17 protein-coding genes, 1 tRNA gene, 1 rRNA gene, 1 other RNA gene and 1 other annotated feature are annotated in these 17349 nt (G+C 43.8%); of the genes, 5 read left to right on the forward strand and 15 right to left on the reverse strand.

Features of this window, described 5'->3' with window-relative positions; genetic code table 11:
- Window positions 1-367: 367 nt before the first annotated feature.
- The 7 genes from ACQCT8_RS18725 to tadA all read right to left on the reverse strand — a co-directional run bounded on the left by ACQCT8_RS18725 (window position 368) and on the right by tadA (window position 4638).
- A complete protein-coding gene (locus ACQCT8_RS18725; protein ID WP_426873637.1) occupies window positions 368-628 on the reverse strand; it encodes a pro-sigmaK processing inhibitor BofA family protein in 261 nt (86 codons plus the stop codon).
- A gap of 60 nt (window positions 629-688) precedes the next feature.
- Window positions 689-904, reverse strand: a complete 216-nt coding sequence (locus tag ACQCT8_RS18730; RefSeq protein ID WP_426873639.1) for a YaaL family protein — start codon at window positions 902-904, stop codon at window positions 689-691.
- Between the two features lie 12 nt (window positions 905-916).
- Window positions 917-1513, reverse strand: coding sequence for a recombination mediator RecR (gene recR / locus ACQCT8_RS18735; protein ID WP_426873641.1), 597 nt, complete (start codon window positions 1511-1513; stop codon window positions 917-919).
- Between the two features lie 13 nt (window positions 1514-1526).
- Window positions 1527-1847 carry a YbaB/EbfC family nucleoid-associated protein gene (locus ACQCT8_RS18740; RefSeq protein WP_426873643.1) on the reverse strand — a complete coding sequence of 107 codons (321 nt, stop codon included), beginning with the start codon at window positions 1845-1847 and terminating at the stop codon, window positions 1527-1529.
- Between the two features lie 18 nt (window positions 1848-1865).
- Entirely contained in the window at window positions 1866-3572 is a 1707-nt protein-coding gene (gene dnaX / locus ACQCT8_RS18745) for a DNA polymerase III subunit gamma/tau (protein WP_426873645.1), read from the reverse strand.
- Between the two features lie 199 nt (window positions 3573-3771).
- Window positions 3772-4037: signal recognition particle sRNA large type (ffs, locus tag ACQCT8_RS18750), an RNA gene on the reverse strand.
- 94 nt (window positions 4038-4131) lie between these two features.
- Entirely contained in the window at window positions 4132-4638 is a 507-nt protein-coding gene (gene tadA, locus ACQCT8_RS18755; protein WP_426873647.1) for a tRNA adenosine(34) deaminase TadA, read from the reverse strand.
- A gap of 115 nt (window positions 4639-4753) precedes the next feature.
- Here tadA and ACQCT8_RS18760 point away from each other — a divergent pair, with 115 nt between their 5' ends.
- The 4 genes from ACQCT8_RS18760 (at window position 4754) to ACQCT8_RS18775 (ending at window position 8712) form a co-directional block, all read left to right on the forward strand.
- Window positions 4754-6034, forward strand: a complete 1281-nt coding sequence (locus ACQCT8_RS18760) for a glycosyl hydrolase family 18 protein (RefSeq protein ID WP_426873649.1) — start codon at window positions 4754-4756, stop codon at window positions 6032-6034.
- Between the two features lie 325 nt (window positions 6035-6359).
- Window positions 6360-7010 carry a deoxynucleoside kinase gene (locus ACQCT8_RS18765; RefSeq protein ID WP_426873651.1) on the forward strand — a complete coding sequence of 217 codons (651 nt, stop codon included), beginning with the start codon at window positions 6360-6362 and terminating at the stop codon, window positions 7008-7010.
- Window positions 6997-7665 (forward strand): deoxynucleoside kinase, encoded by a 669-nt coding sequence (locus ACQCT8_RS18770; protein ID WP_041054517.1) that lies wholly within the window; start codon window positions 6997-6999, stop codon window positions 7663-7665. Before ACQCT8_RS18765 ends, ACQCT8_RS18770 begins: the two co-directional genes overlap by 14 nt.
- Window positions 7666-7845: 180 nt before the next feature.
- Complete coding sequence (locus tag ACQCT8_RS18775; RefSeq protein WP_426873653.1) at window positions 7846-8712, forward strand: DUF4097 family beta strand repeat-containing protein; 867 nt, start codon at window positions 7846-7848, stop codon at window positions 8710-8712.
- A 179-nt stretch (window positions 8713-8891) separates the two neighbouring features.
- Here ACQCT8_RS18775 and ACQCT8_RS18780 read toward each other — a convergent pair.
- The 7 genes from ACQCT8_RS18780 to guaB form a co-directional block, all read right to left on the reverse strand.
- Window positions 8892-8984: transfer RNA gene (locus ACQCT8_RS18780), tRNA-Ser, on the reverse strand.
- Between the two features lie 168 nt (window positions 8985-9152).
- Window positions 9153-9587 carry a DUF4395 domain-containing protein gene (locus ACQCT8_RS18785; protein WP_426873655.1) on the reverse strand — a complete coding sequence of 145 codons (435 nt, stop codon included), beginning with the start codon at window positions 9585-9587 and terminating at the stop codon, window positions 9153-9155.
- 126 nt (window positions 9588-9713) lie between these two features.
- Window positions 9714-10991 (reverse strand): serine--tRNA ligase, encoded by a 1278-nt coding sequence (serS, locus tag ACQCT8_RS18790; protein ID WP_426873657.1) that lies wholly within the window; start codon window positions 10989-10991, stop codon window positions 9714-9716.
- Between the two features lie 466 nt (window positions 10992-11457).
- Window positions 11458-11672: a binding site (T-box leader), on the reverse strand.
- A gap of 52 nt (window positions 11673-11724) precedes the next feature.
- Window positions 11725-12309 (reverse strand): pyridoxal 5'-phosphate synthase glutaminase subunit PdxT, encoded by a 585-nt coding sequence (gene pdxT / locus ACQCT8_RS18795; protein WP_426873659.1) that lies wholly within the window; start codon window positions 12307-12309, stop codon window positions 11725-11727.
- An 18-nt stretch (window positions 12310-12327) separates the two neighbouring features.
- On the reverse strand, window positions 12328-13209 hold the full coding sequence (gene pdxS, locus ACQCT8_RS18800; RefSeq protein WP_278242597.1) for a pyridoxal 5'-phosphate synthase lyase subunit PdxS: 882 nt from the start codon (window positions 13207-13209) through the stop codon (window positions 12328-12330).
- Between the two features lie 174 nt (window positions 13210-13383).
- Window positions 13384-14742: a D-alanyl-D-alanine carboxypeptidase family protein gene (locus ACQCT8_RS18805; RefSeq protein ID WP_426873662.1), complete on the reverse strand. Its 1359-nt coding sequence runs from the start codon at window positions 14740-14742 to the stop codon at window positions 13384-13386.
- Window positions 14743-14924: 182 nt separating this feature from the next.
- Window positions 14925-16388, reverse strand: a complete 1464-nt coding sequence (guaB, locus tag ACQCT8_RS18810) for an inosine 5'-monophosphate dehydrogenase (RefSeq protein WP_426873666.1) — start codon at window positions 16386-16388, stop codon at window positions 14925-14927.
- Window positions 16389-16504: 116 nt separating this feature from the next.
- On the opposite strand from guaB, the gene ACQCT8_RS18815 reads away from it, so the two are divergent.
- Window positions 16505-17194 (forward strand): YaaC family protein, encoded by a 690-nt coding sequence (locus ACQCT8_RS18815; protein ID WP_426873664.1) that lies wholly within the window; start codon window positions 16505-16507, stop codon window positions 17192-17194.
- 69 nt (window positions 17195-17263) lie between these two features.
- Here the strand turns inward: ACQCT8_RS18815 and rrf are convergent.
- Window positions 17264-17349, reverse strand: a 5S ribosomal RNA gene (rrf, locus tag ACQCT8_RS18820); the annotation flags it as partial.

A 17349-nucleotide genomic window follows, 5' to 3' on the forward strand; every position in this document is an offset into this window, starting at 1 on the left:
ACTCTCCGTAAAGTGTTTGATAAAGCTCATAGTGTTTCTTGTAAATCTTGTACTAACGTTGACGTTTTTGGTTGTTTAGTTTTCAAGGTTCAAGGTGTTTCGTTTGTGTGTTGCTCTCTCAAGCGACTAGATCATCTTACCATTAATTCAGCATCGATGTCAACAACTTTTTTTCATTCATTTTTTGTCATGTCTGAAAGCTGTTTGCCGTTGTTTTTAGCAACGAGGAATAATATACCACGGTATGATGAAATAATGCAACCTTTTTAGAATACTTTTTTAAAATTATTTTTCAGCACTGGCCAGGATGGCTGAAACGTCCCTCAAATGGCTAACAGGCTTTATAGAAAATAAAAAAACAGCTACGTTAATAGCTGCTTCCTTTGTACAGGTAAACGAGTGCAATGGTGCCCGGAATTCCGAGTATTCCGGCTATCCCTGTAGTGACAGGATTCATCGGAACATACCAGCCATAAGCTTGTCCATAACGATTCAATATAAATAAAAGTGCCAGTCCAATCACCCATTTCGTGCAAAACCGCCATACCCATCTGAAAAACGGCTTTACGCCAAAGGCCACCAGCAATGTCGCAAGAATAAGTGTTCCTGCACCCCACAGCCAGATCATTCCTTCACCCCGATCCTATTAAGAAAACATCTTTATAGAAGAAAGATATGAAGGAACGCGTTATTTTATGACAATTTTGCGTTGACGGGCTTCTTTGAACAAATAAAAATATTTTGCCTCGCAAAGCCGCTCCGCCGCGGCTGACTGGCCGCTGACTTCGATACTGAGTTCAGCCATATTTTTTTGCTGACGCCATTCATCTCTGGTCGCAGCCATCAATTCAATAAGTTGATCATCAAATTCTTTTTTCAGCTTGCCTTTTTTTCGAAACAGCATCATTAAACTCCTTTATACATCCCGTCGTCCTTCCAGCGCTTTTGATAAAGTGACCTCATCTGCGTATTCCAGATCGCCTCCTACAGGAAGCCCATGGGCTATGCGTGTCACTTTTATGCCTGAAGGCCGCAGCAGACGGGAAATATACATTGCAGTCGCTTCGCCTTCAATATTTGGATTTGTAGCCAAAATGACTTCTTTCACTGTTTCATCCTGCAGGCGTTTTAACAGATCAGGCACGTTGATATCCTCGGGTCCGATTCCATCCATTGGTGAAATGGCGCCATGGAGGACATGATAAAGACCTGTATACTCACGCATTTTCTCCATCGCAATAACATCTTTTGGATCCTGCACGACACAAATGATGGACTTATCCCTTTTTTGATCCTCACAAATATAACAGGGGTCTTGATCGGTGATATGACCACAGACAGAGCAGAAACCAAGATTCCGCTTGGCGTTGACCAGGGCTTTAGCGAAATCAAGTACGGTATCTTCTTTCATACCTAATACAAAAAAGGCCAGACGAGCCGCTGTTTTCGGCCCGATCCCTGGCAATTTCATAAAGCTGTCTATCAGCTTTGATATAGGTTCCGGATAATGCATTTATATTCGTCCCTTAAAACATTCCAGGGAGATTCATACCCTTGGTAAATTGCCCCATGGTCGAATTGGTCAATTCGTCTGCAGCTTTAATCGCTTCATTTGTAGCAGCCAGAACCAGATCCTGAAGCATTTCGATATCATCCGGATCTACCACTTCTTCTTTAATCGTTACATCCAAAATTTCTTTATGACCTGAAACGGTTACGCTGACCATTCCGCCGCCCGCTGTTCCTGTTAGACGCTTTTCGCCAAGCTCTTCCTGGGCCTGAGCCATTTGTTTTTGCATTTTTTGCATTTGCTTCATCATACCTTGCATATTTCCCATTCCACGCATCTTCATTACCTCCGAATTTTAGTCTTGAATATCAAGCAAATCTGAACCTACAAGCTTTCTTGCTTCTGCAATAAGTGGATCTTCTTTCGTCTTGCCGTCTTCACCCGCTTGCTCTGATTGGTCCTGATGCTGTATATAATCTTCTCTTATCGCCATCCACTGTTCTTCCGGTACGCCAATAATTGAATAATTGGATCCTGTCAGCTCTTGCAGAATGGATGGCATCGACTCAATTAACTTACTATTTTCCATTGCCATTTTGCAATGAATTTCATATTTAAATTTTAACACAAAAGCTTCCTGAGATGCTGCAACCGGCTCTGCTTCATTTAAAAGTGCGGTAAGTGAACGGAGCTGCTGCCGGTTCATGGACTCCAGCATGTCTCCCCAGCGGTTTTTAATTTGGGTTATATCATTTTTAGTAGCATTCTTAAGGACTTCAAGGATTCTTCCGACCGGCGCTTTAAAATCTTTCGTGCCTCTTGCAGTCTTTTTGGAAGGCGCAGACGCGGGTTCTGCAGAAGGTCCTGCCGGAATCCCTTCCTGCTTCATTTTCTTGAGTTCTCCCTCCAGCTGCTGAACTCGCTGGATCAGCCCCTGTATATCAGGCACCTGCTCTGCTGTAACCTGTTTTGGTGATGTTTCCGCATGACATAGCTTAATGGCGGCAACTTCCAGATAGGTTCTGGCATGATTGGTGAACTTCATTTCCTGCTGTGTTTTATTCAGGATATCGATATAGGCATACAGCTGTCCGCTTTCAAGCTCTTCAGATAATTGTTTAAATGCATCATCTGATAAAACCCGCTCCATGGATTCTTCTAAATGGGGAGCCGCTTTGTAGAGCAGTAGATCACGGCTGTAAAGAATTAAATCTTCTGTTAATCGAATCGGATCTTTCCCCTGCTGCAGCAGCTCATCAATCGTCTCAAGCGCTGTTGCCACGTCCTGTTTATGAAGGGACTCAATTAATCGGGTCAGCCGGTCCTGGCCGATTGAGCCGGTAACTGTAAGCGCGTCTTCGAGTGCCACTTTGTCCTGACTGAAGGAAATGGCCTGATCAAGAAGACTGAGTGCGTCCCGCATTCCGCCTTCTGCAGCTCTTGCAATCACGTGCAGCGCTTTTTCGTCATATTTCACGCCGGACTGGTCTGCAATATGCAACATGCGTCCCACGATATCATTTGAAGTGATGCGTTTAAAATCAAAACGCTGACACCTCGAAATAATGGTTAAAGGAATTTTGTGAGGCTCAGTTGTTGCCAGAATAAAAATCACGTGTTTTGGCGGCTCTTCCAGGGTTTTGAGCAGTGCATTAAAGGCACCTGTTGAGAGCATATGCACCTCATCTACAATATACACCTTGAAACGCCCTTCATTCGGCGCGTATTTTACTTTGTCGCGGATGTCCCTTATTTCATCGACTCCGTTGTTGGATGCTGCATCAAGTTCAATTACATCGGGGATCGATCCATCTGTAATCCCTTTACAAATGGTGCATTCATTGCATGGCTCGGCAATAGGAGCATGTTCACAATTTACTGCTTTAGCCAATATTTTGGCAGCACTTGTTTTCCCCGTTCCACGCGGGCCGGAAAACAAGTAAGCGTGTGAGATTTTTTCCTGCAGCAGGGCATTTTGCAATGTCTTGGTCACATGCTGCTGACCTACGACATCAGCAAATTCCTGCGGACGCCACACACGATATAACGCTTGGTATGCCATGCTTTCCCTCCCTCTCTTTACTGCGGAAGCGGCTTTTGTTAAATAAGTATGGAATAAAGCGGCTCTGCACTTTTTTTGCAGAGAGCGCTTTTCTTAAGTATAACGCAATCAGCCGCGCCGCAAAACGTCATCCTTAAAAAAAGGCAAGAAAAAACCCACTCAGCACAATGTGAGCGGGTGTTATAAATAAATTAAACTGCCGTGCACCTTCTGTCGACTGACAGCCATAAGCGTTACTCCTGCAGTTAGCTCGGTTCAGGCGATCCTGCGGCACATGAGAGGTTTCACTTAATGCTGCTTCCTTCCGGACCTGACATGGTTCATGAATTCCCATTGCGCAGGACCCAAACGTCAACACCACTTACAGAAGGCAGACCCTACAGCATGTACAGCCTCGAGAAGGGATTCAGTTTCGCTAGAGCGGATTGCGAATACAGGGCACCGCTAATTCCCCACCTAGCACGGCAAATATGAGACCAGTAATCATTTGCGTTTTTTGACGACGCAAGAATCAGTATACTATGTTTTTAATCAAAAATCAATCCTCAGCATCAAAGCTTTATTCCTGCCCCAGTTCTCTGCGTTTTGCCGCTTGTTTCAATGCTTTTTTTTCCTCGCGGAGCTCCTTAAAAAATGAGGAAAGCAGCTGTCCGCATTCTTCTCTCAAAACGCCTGACACCACTTCACTGCGATGATTGAACCGCTCATCTTCGAGAAGATTCATTAAACTTCCCGCACAGCCAGCCTTGGGGTCGGGTGCTCCGTATACAACGCGGTCGATTCTCGACAGCAGGATAGCCCCGCTGCACATGGGACACGGTTCAAGCGTGACATACAGCGAAGCATTTTCAAGCCGCCAGCTGCCCGTTTTTTCACACGCTTGTTCGATGGCTAACAGCTCCGCATGGGTGACGGCATTTTGTGTCGTTTCCCGAAGATTATAGGCTGAGGCAATCACTTCGTCATTTTGTACAATCACTGCTCCTATAGGAACTTCTTTTAATTCGAGTGCTTTTTGTGCTTGTTGGATCGCCTGCTTCATCCAATATTCATCCTGCTCAGACATGAAATCTGTCGCCACCCTTTTCTCATTTTTTCTTTGCTCTTATCATACAGTAAGTGAGGGAAATGTGTAAGCGGGGATCCGTCTGTTATGAAATCTGCTTTAAAAGGAGCGTTTTATGCAAATACATGTGGTACAGCAAGGAGAAACCCTTTTCACCATTGGAAGCATATACTCCACGGCCCCTCAGTCGATTGCGGACGCCAATCAGCTGCCTAACCCTGACCGCCTTGTACAGGGACAGGCGCTTGTGATCCCGATCGTTGGCAGGTATTATTTTGTGCAGCCGGGCGACAGTCTTTTTTCCATTGCCCAGCAGTTCGGACTTTCCTATCAGGAGCTTGCCCGCATAAATGGCATTTCTCCTGAGCAGCCGCTTGCTGTCGGGTGGAGGCTGTACCTTCCTCCTGCACCAAAAGTGACAGCGGAGTTTAATGCATATGTTGAGCCTTTTGGCAGCGAAGTAACCCAGGAGCTGCAGACCCGCACCCGTGAAGCCGCTCCCTACTTAACCTATCTGGCTCCCTTTAGTTTTGAGGTAAAGCGTGACGGATCACTTGAAGATCCCCCGCTTGCTCCATTTCCTGCAATTGCTGAAGCTAACCGGAATATCTTGATGATGGTCATTACCAATCTCGAAGACGGCGCGTTCAGTGATGAACTGGGAAGAATTATTTTAACCGATATCGCAATACAGGATGCCCTTCTCGACAATATTGTTGAAAAAGCGAAAGAGTACGGATTCCGCGATATTCATTTTGATTTTGAATACCTGCGCCCTGCTGACCGCGAAGCGTATGTAACTTTCCTAAAGAAAGCAAAGGAACGGTTCGCTCAGGAAGGCTGGCTGCTGTCTGCTGCACTTGCACCAAAAACCAGCGCCGATCAAAAAGGAAAATGGTATGAAGCCCATGATTATAAGGCCATTGGAGAAGTGGTGGATTTTGTTGTCATTATGACCTACGAATGGGGATACAGCGGGGGGCCTGCTCAGGCAGTTTCACCCATCGGTCCTGTCCGACGGGTGCTCGAGTATGCTTTAACTGAAATGCCCGCACAAAAAGTCATGATGGGGCAAAACCTCTATGGATATGACTGGACACTTCCCTTTGAAGAAGGCACCCAAGCCCGGGCGATCAGTCCTCAGCAGGCTATTCAGATCGCTGCAACCCAGGGTGTTCCAATTCAATATGATCAAAAAGCCCAAGCCCCTTTTATTGAATACACAACAAACGGAACGGATCATATTATCTGGTTTGAGGATGCAAGGTCCATCCAGGCAAAATTTGATTTGTTAAAGGAACTGAATCTCAGGGGAATGAGCTATTGGAAACTCGGCCTTCCGTTCCCTCAGAATTGGCTTCTTCTCAATGACCAATTTGATATTGTTAAACAGTAATGGTCTTTTATTGATATTAGGACAAAACTGAAAAAAGTTTTAGAAAGAGGATATATTTATGAATAATAGTAGGTGAGCGGAGCGGAAGGTGGCGACTCCTGCAGGACATGACGGCAAGCTGAGACTTTACAGGGCAAGGCCCTGAAGAGGCTCAGCGCCGTCCCTGCGGAAAGCGTCCGCCTGAAGCGAAGTGAACCGGTCGTAGAGCTTGAGACATTTTTGTCCCAGGCTCTTTTTCCTTTTTTAACAGCTATTCCTTACACGGGCCATATGGTACAATAACGGTTGTCATTATGACCGAAATCATCCTAAGGAGGGAACGCGAATGACCAACGTTCCGTTCATAACCGTTGAAGGGCCAATTGGCGTAGGAAAGACCTCTCTTGCCAAAGCACTTTCTTCACATTTTCAGTTTCATCTTCTAAAAGAAATAGTGGACGAAAATCCATTTCTAAATAAATTTTATGACAACATTGATGAGTGGAGCTTTCAAACTGAAATGTTCTTTCTCTGCAACCGGTACAAGCAGCTTAGTGATATGCAGCGGCTCTACATCGAAAACAGGAAGCCTGTAGCTGCGGATTATCATATTTTTAAAAACCTCATCTTTGCCAAACGCACGCTTCAGCCGGAAGAGTATAAAAAGTATTTGGAAATCTACAGAATCCTGACAGCGGATATGCCCAAGCCAAATGTAGTCATTTACTTGCATGCCAGCTTAGAAACTCTTCTTAAACGAATCGAGATGCGAGGCCGCACGTTTGAGAAAAATATGAGCCCTCTCTATTTAGAACAGCTTGCAGCGGACTATGATGAGTTTATTTTCCACTTTGAACAAACGCATCCTGAAATTCCTGTGATCCGAATAAACGGGGATGACACAGATTTTGTCCGGAGTCAGCAGGATCTAAACGCCATTTTAAAACAAGTGGAAGAATCTTTACCTAAAAGGAGTACAACCCATGAACGCACGTGAAAAATACGGAATTCCAAAAGATGCAGTTATAACGATTGCCGGTACTGTAGGGGTAGGGAAATCCACGATGACCCGAACGCTTGCCGAACATCTGCAATTTCGCACATCCTTTGAAAAAGTCGAAGCGAATCCTTACCTTGATAAGTTTTACAAGGACTTTGAGAAATGGAGCTTTCATTTACAGGTCTATTTCCTCGCTGAACGATTTAAGGAACAAAAACGCATGTTTGAATATGGCGGAGGCTTTATTCAGGACCGCTCAATCTACGAAGATACGGGCATATTTGCCAAAATGCATTATGAAAAAGGCACCATGTCACCTGTAGATTACGAAACGTACACAAGCTTGTTTGAAGCGATGGTCATGACGCCCTACTTCCCTCATCCAAATCTATTAATTTATCTGGAAGGGTCCTTGGACAGCATCCTGGACCGCATCCAAAAGCGCGGACGCCCGATGGAACAGGAAACTCCCCTTGCCTATTGGGAGGAAATGCACCAGCGGTACGAAAATTGGATCAATTCCTTTAATGCATGCCCGGTTCTTCGCCTGGATATTAATGATTACGATCTTGTTCAGGATCCATCATCCATTGATCCGATTCTTGAAAAAGTCGGATCCTTTATCCAGCAGACTGCCTTATTAAAAAAATAAAGATACTTTAGCCCATCTACTCCCAAAAAGCCATTTCCTCAAAACAGGAAATGGCTTTTTGGTGTTCTGGGTATGTATCGTACGCCTCAAGTCTTACTAAAAGATCATTCTGCCGTTTGTAGTAAAAACAAACTTTTCCATATATGATAATGGTAGTCAAGAAAACAACGGAGGGTTGGTATGATAAAAAACGGCTTAGCCATTTTATTGATTGCAGGGGCACTAATTTTTTTATATGTGAATTTTAATGAGTTTTGGCCATGGAGTGCATCAGGAGCAGCAAAGCAGGAGGCAAAAGTAGACGAGGGCACTGAATCGGTAAAACTCAACGTTTCAAGTGTAAACACAAAGATTGTACCGGTTGATTCAGACAGCATTCGGGTGGAAGGAACAAAGAAGCATGACATAAAGGTAAAAGAAGGAAGAAAATCCATTGAAATAACCATCAAGCAAAAAGGATTTAGATTTTTTCAATTCAATTCTGACCAAACAACCGCAACAGTCTATCTGCCCCAAAAATATGCAAAAGAGCTTCAATTGGACATTGGATCCGGAGAAATTGACACCACAGCATACACTTCATCCAATCCCCTGATTCTCTCATCTGTTTCTGTGAAGATAGGGTCCGGCGATGTGATGATCGGGGCTCTTGATGTGAAAGAGTTTTCTTTTAATGGATCTTCGGGTGAAGCGTTTATCGAAAAATTAACAACGGAAAATGGAGACTTTAATTTAAGCTCAGGAGACCTTTCCATTTCTTCCTACCAAGGACCGTTTACAGCAGACGTTTCTTCAGGGGAACTAAATGCAGGATTTTCAGAACTCTCTGGTGATATAGATGTATCTGTCAGTTCAGGAGATGTGAATCTGGACCTGCCGGATAACGCCGATTTCACTTTGAAAGGAAAAGTAAGCAGCGGGGATCTCTCCAATGAATTCCCTCTCGATAACGCAAAGATGACAGACCGTGTGTCAGAAGGAACTCACGGTAAAGGAACTTACCAGATTAAAGTAAATGTCAGCAGCGGGGATTTCACTCTTTATTAATGCTATTAATTCTAAATCAAGGAATAATGAAAGCCCCCGTGATTTAACACGGGGGCTTTCATTGCCTCATTGCCTCATCATTCTGTTGTCTACTGATAAAATAGAGAAAAACCACCGCAAATCTGCGGTGGTTTTCAATTCTCCAATATTTATGCGCGTAAGTTTTAAAGTTAAAATTATGGAGGAGGAAGAGGGATTCGAACCCCCGCGGGATTTGACTCCCCTGTCGGTTTTCAAGACCGATCCCTTCAGCCAAACTTGGGTATTCCTCCGTGTCGACAAGAATTATAATACCACGCATTCTAAAAAGCGTCAATCTTTTTCATAAATTTTTTTAAAAAACTCTCCGTCCAGAAAGAGGTTGGTCTTTCTCAAATAGAATAACCCTTCTTCAAGCTCTCTATGTACAGAAAGACAAAATAGAAAAATCAAGAATTAACCTACGCTTGGCGGCTGCGTCGATACTGCCATTGTTTCCACTGAAAACGAATGAAACATCCTATACAAAAGCCAAGGACTGCTACAAAAGCCGCTGAAACGACCATGATTGTAAAAACGTATCCTGCGGCATTCCATCCGACCATAAAAGAGAAGAAGCCTCCTGCCAAACAAAAGGATGCTATAGTCTGATTAAATTTCTGATCGCTTTTATCTTCAGGAATGTACGTATTTAATGGTTTTCTTAAGAAGTTTTTTGCTATACGCATAACCGGATTAAAATCAAAAAAGATCCCGCCTAATCCGGCAGCCAGTGGAAGCAGCAGCAGCCAGTAAAAACCTGTTATCCACGTTAAAATGATTGATAGTATAATGGTCCATTGATTCACCCGGACTAGCGGTCGCGGAACAGATCCTGTTGTAACAGTTGCCGGCATCAAAATCCCACCTTTCCACTCTGAATACTTCTATACTATGTCAGGTAGCTGAAAAGGTCAATAATACTGATTTAAAAAGAGGCTTGGGACAAAAGTGTCCCAGCCTCTCCCAAGATAAAGCAATCCTTACTTTTGGATAATTTTTTTGCCGCCCATATAAGGCTGTAATACTTCAGGCACCAGGATGCTTCCATCCTCCTGCTGGTAGTTTTCCAATAGTGCAGCTACGGTCCGTCCAATGGCAAGGCCGCTTCCATTTAATGTGTGAACATGCTCCGGCTTTGCATTTGGCTCCCGGCGGAAACGAATATTAGCCCGTCGCGCCTGGAAGTCTTCAAAATTACTGCAAGAAGAAATTTCGCGGTAGCTCTCATAGCTTGGGATCCATACTTCAATATCGTATTTTTTTGCCGCTGTAAAGCCAAGATCAGCTGTACACATGCTTAACACACGATAAGGCAGTTCTAGCAGCTGAAGAACTTTTTCAGCATGACCGGTTAATTCTTCGAGCGTGTCGTAAGAATCCTCAGGCTTTGCAAAGCGCACAAGCTCCACTTTATTAAATTGGTGCTGACGGATCAGCCCTCTTGTGTCACGGCCGGCAGACCCAGCTTCAGAACGGAAATTTGCGCTGTATGCAGCATAGGCTTTCGGCAATTCTTCAGCACGTAATATTTCATCGCGATGATAATTTGTTACCGGTACCTCTGAGGTTGGGATTAAGAAATAATCCTCTTCTTCAATCCGAAACGCATCTTCTTCAAATTTTGGCAGCTGGCCTGTTCCCGTCATACTTGTACGGTTCACAAGATATGGAGGAAGCATTTCTTCATACCCATGCTGGTCCTGATGAAGATCCATCATAAAGTTAATTAAAGCACGCTCTAAACGAGCACCTGCGCCCTTATAGAAAACAAAACGGCTGCCGGTAACTTTTGCGGCACGTTCAAAGTCAAGCATGCCTAAATTCACTGCAAGATCCCAATGAGGCTGAGCTTCAAATTCGAAAGAAGGAAGCTCTCCCCATTTTCTCACTTCCACATTGTCATCCTCTGTTTCTCCAACCGGTACACTTTCATGCGGTACATTCGGAATGGAAAGCAGAAGGGCCTCCAGCTTTTCTTCCACGACCCGCAGACGGTCATCAATTTCTTTAATTTCGTCTCCAAGACTGCGAGTTTCTGCAATAACGGCATCTGCATTCTTTTTCTCGCGCTTCATTTGAGCAATCTGTTGAGAGACTTCATTTCGCCGGCTTTTCTTTTCTTCACTTTTTACAATCAGGTCCCGACGTTCACGGTCTAAATCCTGAAACTGATCAAAATCGCCTAAATCCTCTCCACGGTGAGCCATTTTTTCTTTAATTTCATCAAATTCATTGCGCAGCCTTTTTAAATCCAGCATGTTTGTTTCCTCCTTTTATGATTGTCTCTCGTGCAGGAATGCAGAGAATTTACTGATATCCAGCTGCAGGCGCTAGCTCCTCGAGGTCATAAGTCACGCTGCCCCACCAGGCGAAGTACATGCCTGCTTGGCCAACGCGCCTTATGCTTGTCGGAGCTGAACGAGCGCCTTCCGCTTTTACTGATATCCAGCTCCAACGGGCAGCTCCTCGGATCGTAAGCCGCTCCGCCATTCAGGCAAAAAGCGCCTGCTTGGCAAATCGTCTTACGTCTGTCAGAGCTTAACGCCCGTTTCCGCTTTTACTGATATCCAGCTCCAGGCGCTAGCTCCTCGAGGTCATAAGTCACGCTGTCCCACCAGGCGAAGTACATGCCTGCTTGGCCAACGCGCCTTATGCTTGTCGGAGCTGAACGAGCGCCTTCCGCTTTTAGGTATAAAAAACAAAAAAACCCCCATCCCTTTGTAAAAAAGGGACGAGAGTTAATGCCCGCGTTACCACCCTGATTGAAGATAAAAAGCATCTTCCGCTCATGACCTAACGGCGTCGACCGGAAAAGCTTACTAGTACGTTCAGCTCTTCACTCCAGAATGGATTCACAACATCCTTTTACCGGTTCACACCACCCACCGGCTCTCTAAGAAAAGGGATCAGTTGTTACTACTTTCCGTCATTGTTTTGACGTTGTGTAATTATCGATAAAGATACTATATTCGTCTCCGAATATCAATACTTTTATACAGAAACCGGTGCAGATTCTACCATTTCAACAAAATATTTTGTCAATCGGTGATCCTCTGTCAGCTCGGGATGGAAGGAACAGCCTAAAAACTGTCCATCTCTTGCTAAGACGATCCGGTCATTATGCATCGCAAGTACTTGAGTTGACGGTCCTGCTGATACAATGTGAGGCGCCCGGATAAACACCGCGTTATACGGCTCTTCCAATCCCGTGACATTTAAATTCGATTCAAAGCTTTCTTTTTGACGCCCGAATGAATTGCGCTCTACGAGTACATCCATGACACCTAAATGAGGTTCATCATATCCTACGATGTCCTTTGCCAGCAGGATTAGACCTGCACATGTGCCGAACATGGGTTTTCCCGATTCAGCAAATGCTTTCATCGGCTCCATAAACCCGTATAAATCAATTAATCTGCGCATCGTTGTGCTTTCACCGCCAGGCATGATAAGGCCGTCTACCTGATCAAGCTGTTCTGCTTTTTTAATCACGAGTGCATTTGCGCCGCATGCTTCAATGGATCTGACATGCTCACGTACGGCCCCTTGCAGACCGAGTACTCCGATGGTTGTCATAATAAGCTCAACCCTTTCTTACCAACCGCGCTCCTGCATACGGTCTTCTAATGATAGTGAAGAGATTTCCATCCCTTTCATTGCTGAACCAAGTTCTTTTGAGATCTTAGCAATTAATTCATAATCCTGATAATGAGTAGTCGCCTGAACAATAGCACGTGCGAATTTCTCTGGATTGTCCGATTTGAAAATTCCTGATCCGACAAAAACGCCGTCTGCGCCAAGTTCCATCATTAATGCTGCATCTGAAGGAGTTGCTACACCGCCTGCTGCAAAATTCACGACCGGCAAACGGCCAAGCTCTTTAATTTCAAGAAGAAGCTCAAAAGGTGCACCAAGCAGCTTTGCTTCTGTCATAATTTCATCTTTCGTCATGTGAACGACTCTTCTCACCTGTGCATTTACTTTCCGCAAATGACGAACGGCTTCCACGATATTGCCCGTTCCAGGCTCCCCTTTTGTACGAAGCATTGCTGCCCCTTCTCCAATACGTCGTGTTGCTTCTCCAAGATCACGGCAACCACAGACAAATGGAACAGTAAAATCGGATTTTAACAAATGATATTCTTCATCTGCTGGAGTTAATACTTCACTTTCATCAATATAATCAACGCCCATTGATTCCAATACGCGTGCTTCTGTAATATGTCCAATACGTGCTTTTGCCATAACCGGGATACTAACCGCGTTCATTACCTCTTCTACAATACGCGGGTCAGCCATACGCGCTACTCCGCCTGCTGCACGAATATCAGATGGCACACGCTCAAGTGCCATAACAGCTACCGCGCCTGCTTCCTCTGCTAATTTTGCCTGCTCTGCATTTACAACGTCCATGATGACGCCGCCTTTTTGCATTTCTGCCATTCCTCGCTTAACACGATCCGTACCTGTATTCATAACAAAAAGCCTCCTTTGGATTACGTAAAACCTTTATCATTACTAGTGATCTAGTGGAATGGGCAAAAAATTGCACCTTTTTCCTCGGAATTATTTTATCCCATTCTTTATAATTACTAAAAAAGCATCTCCTGTCAAGACAAGAGATACTTTCTTTTCAGAATCTTTTTTGAATTAGAACCAGCCTTTTACAGTTGACGAAACGGTCTCCCACAGGTTACCGAAAAAACCTCCAACTGCGCGCATGCTTAAGACAAACCAGTTGGCCTTTTGCACACTTTCTGTAGTGACAACATCCACCTGCATCGAAGAGGACATGCTATTGTCTAAAAATCCTAAATCATCTTCCCCTAAATTCAATCCAAGCTTTCCGACAACCTCTCCTTCTTCTACAGGAGCCGTCAGCTGGCCTTCCTCATTTAAGAGCTCTTCATCTAGAGATAGAACAGGTTCCGAAGCTGCTTCTTCACCCTCTTTTACAACCATCTGAATAGGATCTTGTGACTGAATGTCTACAGTATCTTCTTTTCCTTTTGTTACCTCAAGTGATTCCTGTCCTTCAATCGTATAATCGCCGGGAACCATTTCCTGCAACGAAAACTGGTCAAATCCATAATCAAAAATATCAGCTGTAGCACTAAAACGGGCTTCGTATGAACCAACGCCGTTATCGTCTGTCGCATTCATGACAACAGAAATTAAGCGCATATCTTCTCTTTTTGCTGTTCCTGTAAATGTGTACCCTGCAAAATCTGTCGTTCCGGTTTTGATTCCATCTGCTCCTTCGTACTCAAAAACGAGCGATTCAAGCATGAAATTCCAGTTCTGCATTTCCGTGGCGTCTTCAGTGCCTTCACGGAATGTTTTCTTTGCAATGCCTGCGGTTTCGAGTACTTCAGGAAAATCCTTCAGGAGACGATTCGCAAGCTTGGCTGTAGAACGTGCAGACATGGCATTCTCTTCATCTGCACCCGTGTTTTCAGGGTGGTACCCCTTCATATCCGCATTATTTAATCCGGAAGAATTCACAAATCGGTATTCATCTAAACCAAGCTCTCCTGCTTTTTCATTCATTAATGTAACAAATTCTGCTTCCGAGCCTGCAATCGTTTCGGCGATCGCAATTGTAGCTGCATTTGCAGAATAAATAACCATAGCTTCATATAATTCCTGAATCGTATATTGTTCTCCATTTCGCAATGGAACGTTGCTTAATGAAGTATCCTGTGAAATTTCGTATGTTTTATCAGTTACTGTGTATTGGTCATCCCACGACACAGTTCCTTCTGCAATGGCTTCATGCAATAAGTACTCGGTCATCATTTTCGTCATGCTGGCTACACCTAAAAGAGCATCGGCATTTTCCTCATATAATACTTTTCCGGTAGATGCTTCAATCAAAATTGCCGCATCAAGATTCCAATCTGTTACTTCATCTGCTGCTAAAGACGTGTTTGCAAAAGCACCGCTGCCAACAAAAAGTACCAACGCAAGTAAAGAAGCGACTGTACTTCTAACCCATTTTCTTTTCACTTTACTAATACCTCCAACTAAATATGTACACTTCTGTCATTTTATCATACCTGTATCCCGAAAAATAGAGAGAGAATAGGACTGTTAGGTGAACAAAAAGCAGGACTTCAGTAAGATTAGTCTTTTCTTATGGTTAAATAAAAAAAGAACTTCCAGGATCAGAAGTTCTTTTTTTATAGGACTTATAGTGAATAGTTTGGTGCTTCTTTTGTAATTTGAACATCATGAGGATGACTTTCACGCAAACCTGCGCCTGTCATACGGATAAATTGAGCGTGTTCACGAAGATCATACATATTTTGAGATCCGCAGTACCCCATGCCGCTTCTTATTCCTCCAACCAGCTGATATACAGTATCAGCGAGTGGGCCTTTGTATGGTGTCCGTCCTTCAATCCCTTCAGGCACCAGCTTTTTTGCGTCTTCCTGGAAATAACGATCTTTTGATCCTTTTTCCATCGCACCCATTGAACCCATTCCACGGTACACTTTAAAACGTCTTCCCTGGAAGATTTCTGTTTCCCCTGGGCTTTCTGTCGTACCCGCCAGCAAGCTTCCAAGCATGACAGCATGACCACCTGCCGCAAGAGCTTTAACGATGTCTCCAGAATATTTGATGCCGCCATCGGCAATAATAGACTTACCATGCTTGCGGGCTTCTGTGGCGCAATCATACACAGCGGTAATTTGAGGGACCCCAACACCTGCAACTACACGCGTCGTACATATTGAACCTGGGCCTATTCCCACTTTCACCACATCTGCACCAGCTTCAATAAGTGCCTTTGTTCCTTCAGCAGTGGCTACATTTCCAGCAATAATTGCGACATCCTGAAAGGAGTCACGAATCAGCTTAATCGTTTCAAGGACGCCTTTTGAATGTCCATGGGCCGTATCAATGACTAATGCATCCACTCCTGCTTTTACCAGCTGTTCTACTCTCTTAACAGCATCCGCTGTTACTCCGACAGAAGCAGCTACAAGCAGTCTGCCCTTTTCATCCTTAGCTGAATTCGGGAATTCAATTACCTTTTCAATATCCTTAATGGTAATCAGCCCTTTTAATATTCCAGTTTCATCTACTAAAGGAAGCTTTTCTATTTTATACTTTTGTAAAATTTGTTCTGCTTCATTAAGTGTCGTACCTACAGCTGCGGTAACCAATTTTTCTTTTGTCATGACTTCATCAATTTTCATGGAGTAATCCTGGATAAAGCGCATGTCGCGATTTGTAATAATGCCAACAAGCTTTTGCTCGTCCATATCATTTACAATCGGCACACCTGATATACGGTACTTACCCATTAAATGCTCAGCATCATACACCTGGTGATCTGGAGTTAAAAAGAATGGATCTGTGATTACACCGCTCTCAGAACGTTTTACCTGCTCCACCTGTTCAGCCTGAGCCTCAATGCTCATGTTCTTATGGATAACGCCTAGGCCGCCTGTACGAGCCATGGCGATTGCCATTTTCGCTTCTGTCACTGTATCCATGCCAGCACTAATGAGTGGAACATTTAACTTGATTTTCTCTGTCAGTTCTACTGAAAGCTCAACATCTCTAGGCAAAACCTCTGACTTCGCCGGGATCAACAATACATCATCAAACGTCAAGCCTTCTTTAGCAAACTTAGTTTCCCACATCATTATGATTCCTCCTGGTCAGAAAAATATTATTGTAAGGTTATCAGTCACCTCTACCCCTGTCAAGATGGTTAACAAATGTTAGATTATTATGAATAATCGGGAGGATCGCCTCTATGTCAACAATCTTTAACTGGAATCGCTACTTGCCCTATTACTCCAGATCCGAAATCAGGCTCTTTTTATCTAAAGAGTATACACGATTAAATTATCCTCATGCTGAAAAGCACGCCCAGCAGCGCCATACATCCTTTTGCTATCATATCGAGCATGCAGAAGCTTTTTATATTCAATCAAATGAATCTCCTACTATTATTCAGCCTTTGCTCCAATTCTATGGTCTATCCCATTTAGTGAAGGCATGTCTGATTACAAAGGATCCTTATTATCCATCCAACACTTCTCAGCTGGCACACGGAGTATCCTCGAGAAAAAAGAAAAAAAGCAATTATTCATTTCTTGAAGACACAGTTAAAATACAGAAAAATGGTCTGTTTCCAACTTTATCTTCACTGCTGTTTCACGTGGAACATTTAGAAAATCTTACGTTTTCTATGCAGGATTTGCTGCTTCTTCTTGAAAATGACGGACAGCAGCAGCCACTCAATCCGATTCAATGTCACTTTCTTCTTTTATATAATCTAAGTATGATTGCACGATATGAAACGGAGTGGTGGGGCAATTGCACAATGTTCAAAGAAACAGAAGACTATTCGATCATCAGAAGCTTTCTTCATCTGTCTTCCCATTATGCTCCACAGGCTATATTAGAATTTTTAAATGAAAGCAGCAGTAAATTACAATAAGAAATATCGGATCTTGATTATTTATTCAACAAAAAAAGCCATTCCCAAAGGGAATGACTCTTTTTTTGTGCCTAGCGACGTCCTACTCTCACAGGGGGAGACCCCCAACTACCATCGGCGCTGAAGAGCTTAACTTCCGTGTTCGGCATGGGAAC

Origin of the sequence: Jeotgalibacillus proteolyticus (genome assembly GCF_050107735.1) — a bacterium.
In the GTDB taxonomy this organism is placed as follows: Bacteria; Bacillota; Bacilli; order Bacillales; family Jeotgalibacillaceae; genus Jeotgalibacillus; species Jeotgalibacillus proteolyticus_A.

Bases quoted from the DNA above. Each gene is read 5' to 3' on its own strand.
- ACQCT8_RS18725 (WP_426873637.1), bottom strand. From the start codon at position 628: ATGATCTGGCTGTGGGGTGCAGGAACACTTATTCTTGCGACATTGCTG.
- ACQCT8_RS18730 (WP_426873639.1), bottom strand. From the start codon at position 904: ATGCTGTTTCGAAAAAAAGGCAAGCTGAAAAAAGAATTTGATGATCAA.
- recR (WP_426873641.1), bottom strand. From the start codon at position 1,513: ATGCATTATCCGGAACCTATATCAAAGCTGATAGACAGCTTTATGAAA.
- ACQCT8_RS18740 (WP_426873643.1), bottom strand. From the start codon at position 1,847: ATGCGTGGAATGGGAAATATGCAAGGTATGATGAAGCAAATGCAAAAA.
- dnaX (WP_426873645.1), bottom strand. From the start codon at position 3,572: ATGGCATACCAAGCGTTATATCGTGTGTGGCGTCCGCAGGAATTTGCT.
- tadA (WP_426873647.1), bottom strand. From the start codon at position 4,638: ATGTCTGAGCAGGATGAATATTGGATGAAGCAGGCGATCCAACAAGCA.
- ACQCT8_RS18760 (WP_426873649.1), top strand. From the start codon at position 4,754: ATGCAAATACATGTGGTACAGCAAGGAGAAACCCTTTTCACCATTGGA.
- ACQCT8_RS18765 (WP_426873651.1), top strand. From the start codon at position 6,360: ATGACCAACGTTCCGTTCATAACCGTTGAAGGGCCAATTGGCGTAGGA.
- ACQCT8_RS18770 (WP_041054517.1), top strand. From the start codon at position 6,997: ATGAACGCACGTGAAAAATACGGAATTCCAAAAGATGCAGTTATAACG.
- ACQCT8_RS18775 (WP_426873653.1), top strand. From the start codon at position 7,846: ATGATAAAAAACGGCTTAGCCATTTTATTGATTGCAGGGGCACTAATT.
- ACQCT8_RS18785 (WP_426873655.1), bottom strand. From the start codon at position 9,587: ATGCCGGCAACTGTTACAACAGGATCTGTTCCGCGACCGCTAGTCCGG.
- serS (WP_426873657.1), bottom strand. From the start codon at position 10,991: ATGCTGGATTTAAAAAGGCTGCGCAATGAATTTGATGAAATTAAAGAA.
- pdxT (WP_426873659.1), bottom strand. From the start codon at position 12,309: ATGACAACCATCGGAGTACTCGGTCTGCAAGGGGCCGTACGTGAGCAT.
- pdxS (WP_278242597.1), bottom strand. From the start codon at position 13,209: ATGAATACAGGTACGGATCGTGTTAAGCGAGGAATGGCAGAAATGCAA.
- guaB (WP_426873666.1), bottom strand. From the start codon at position 16,388: ATGTGGGAAACTAAGTTTGCTAAAGAAGGCTTGACGTTTGATGATGTA.
- ACQCT8_RS18815 (WP_426873664.1), top strand. From the start codon at position 16,505: ATGTCAACAATCTTTAACTGGAATCGCTACTTGCCCTATTACTCCAGA.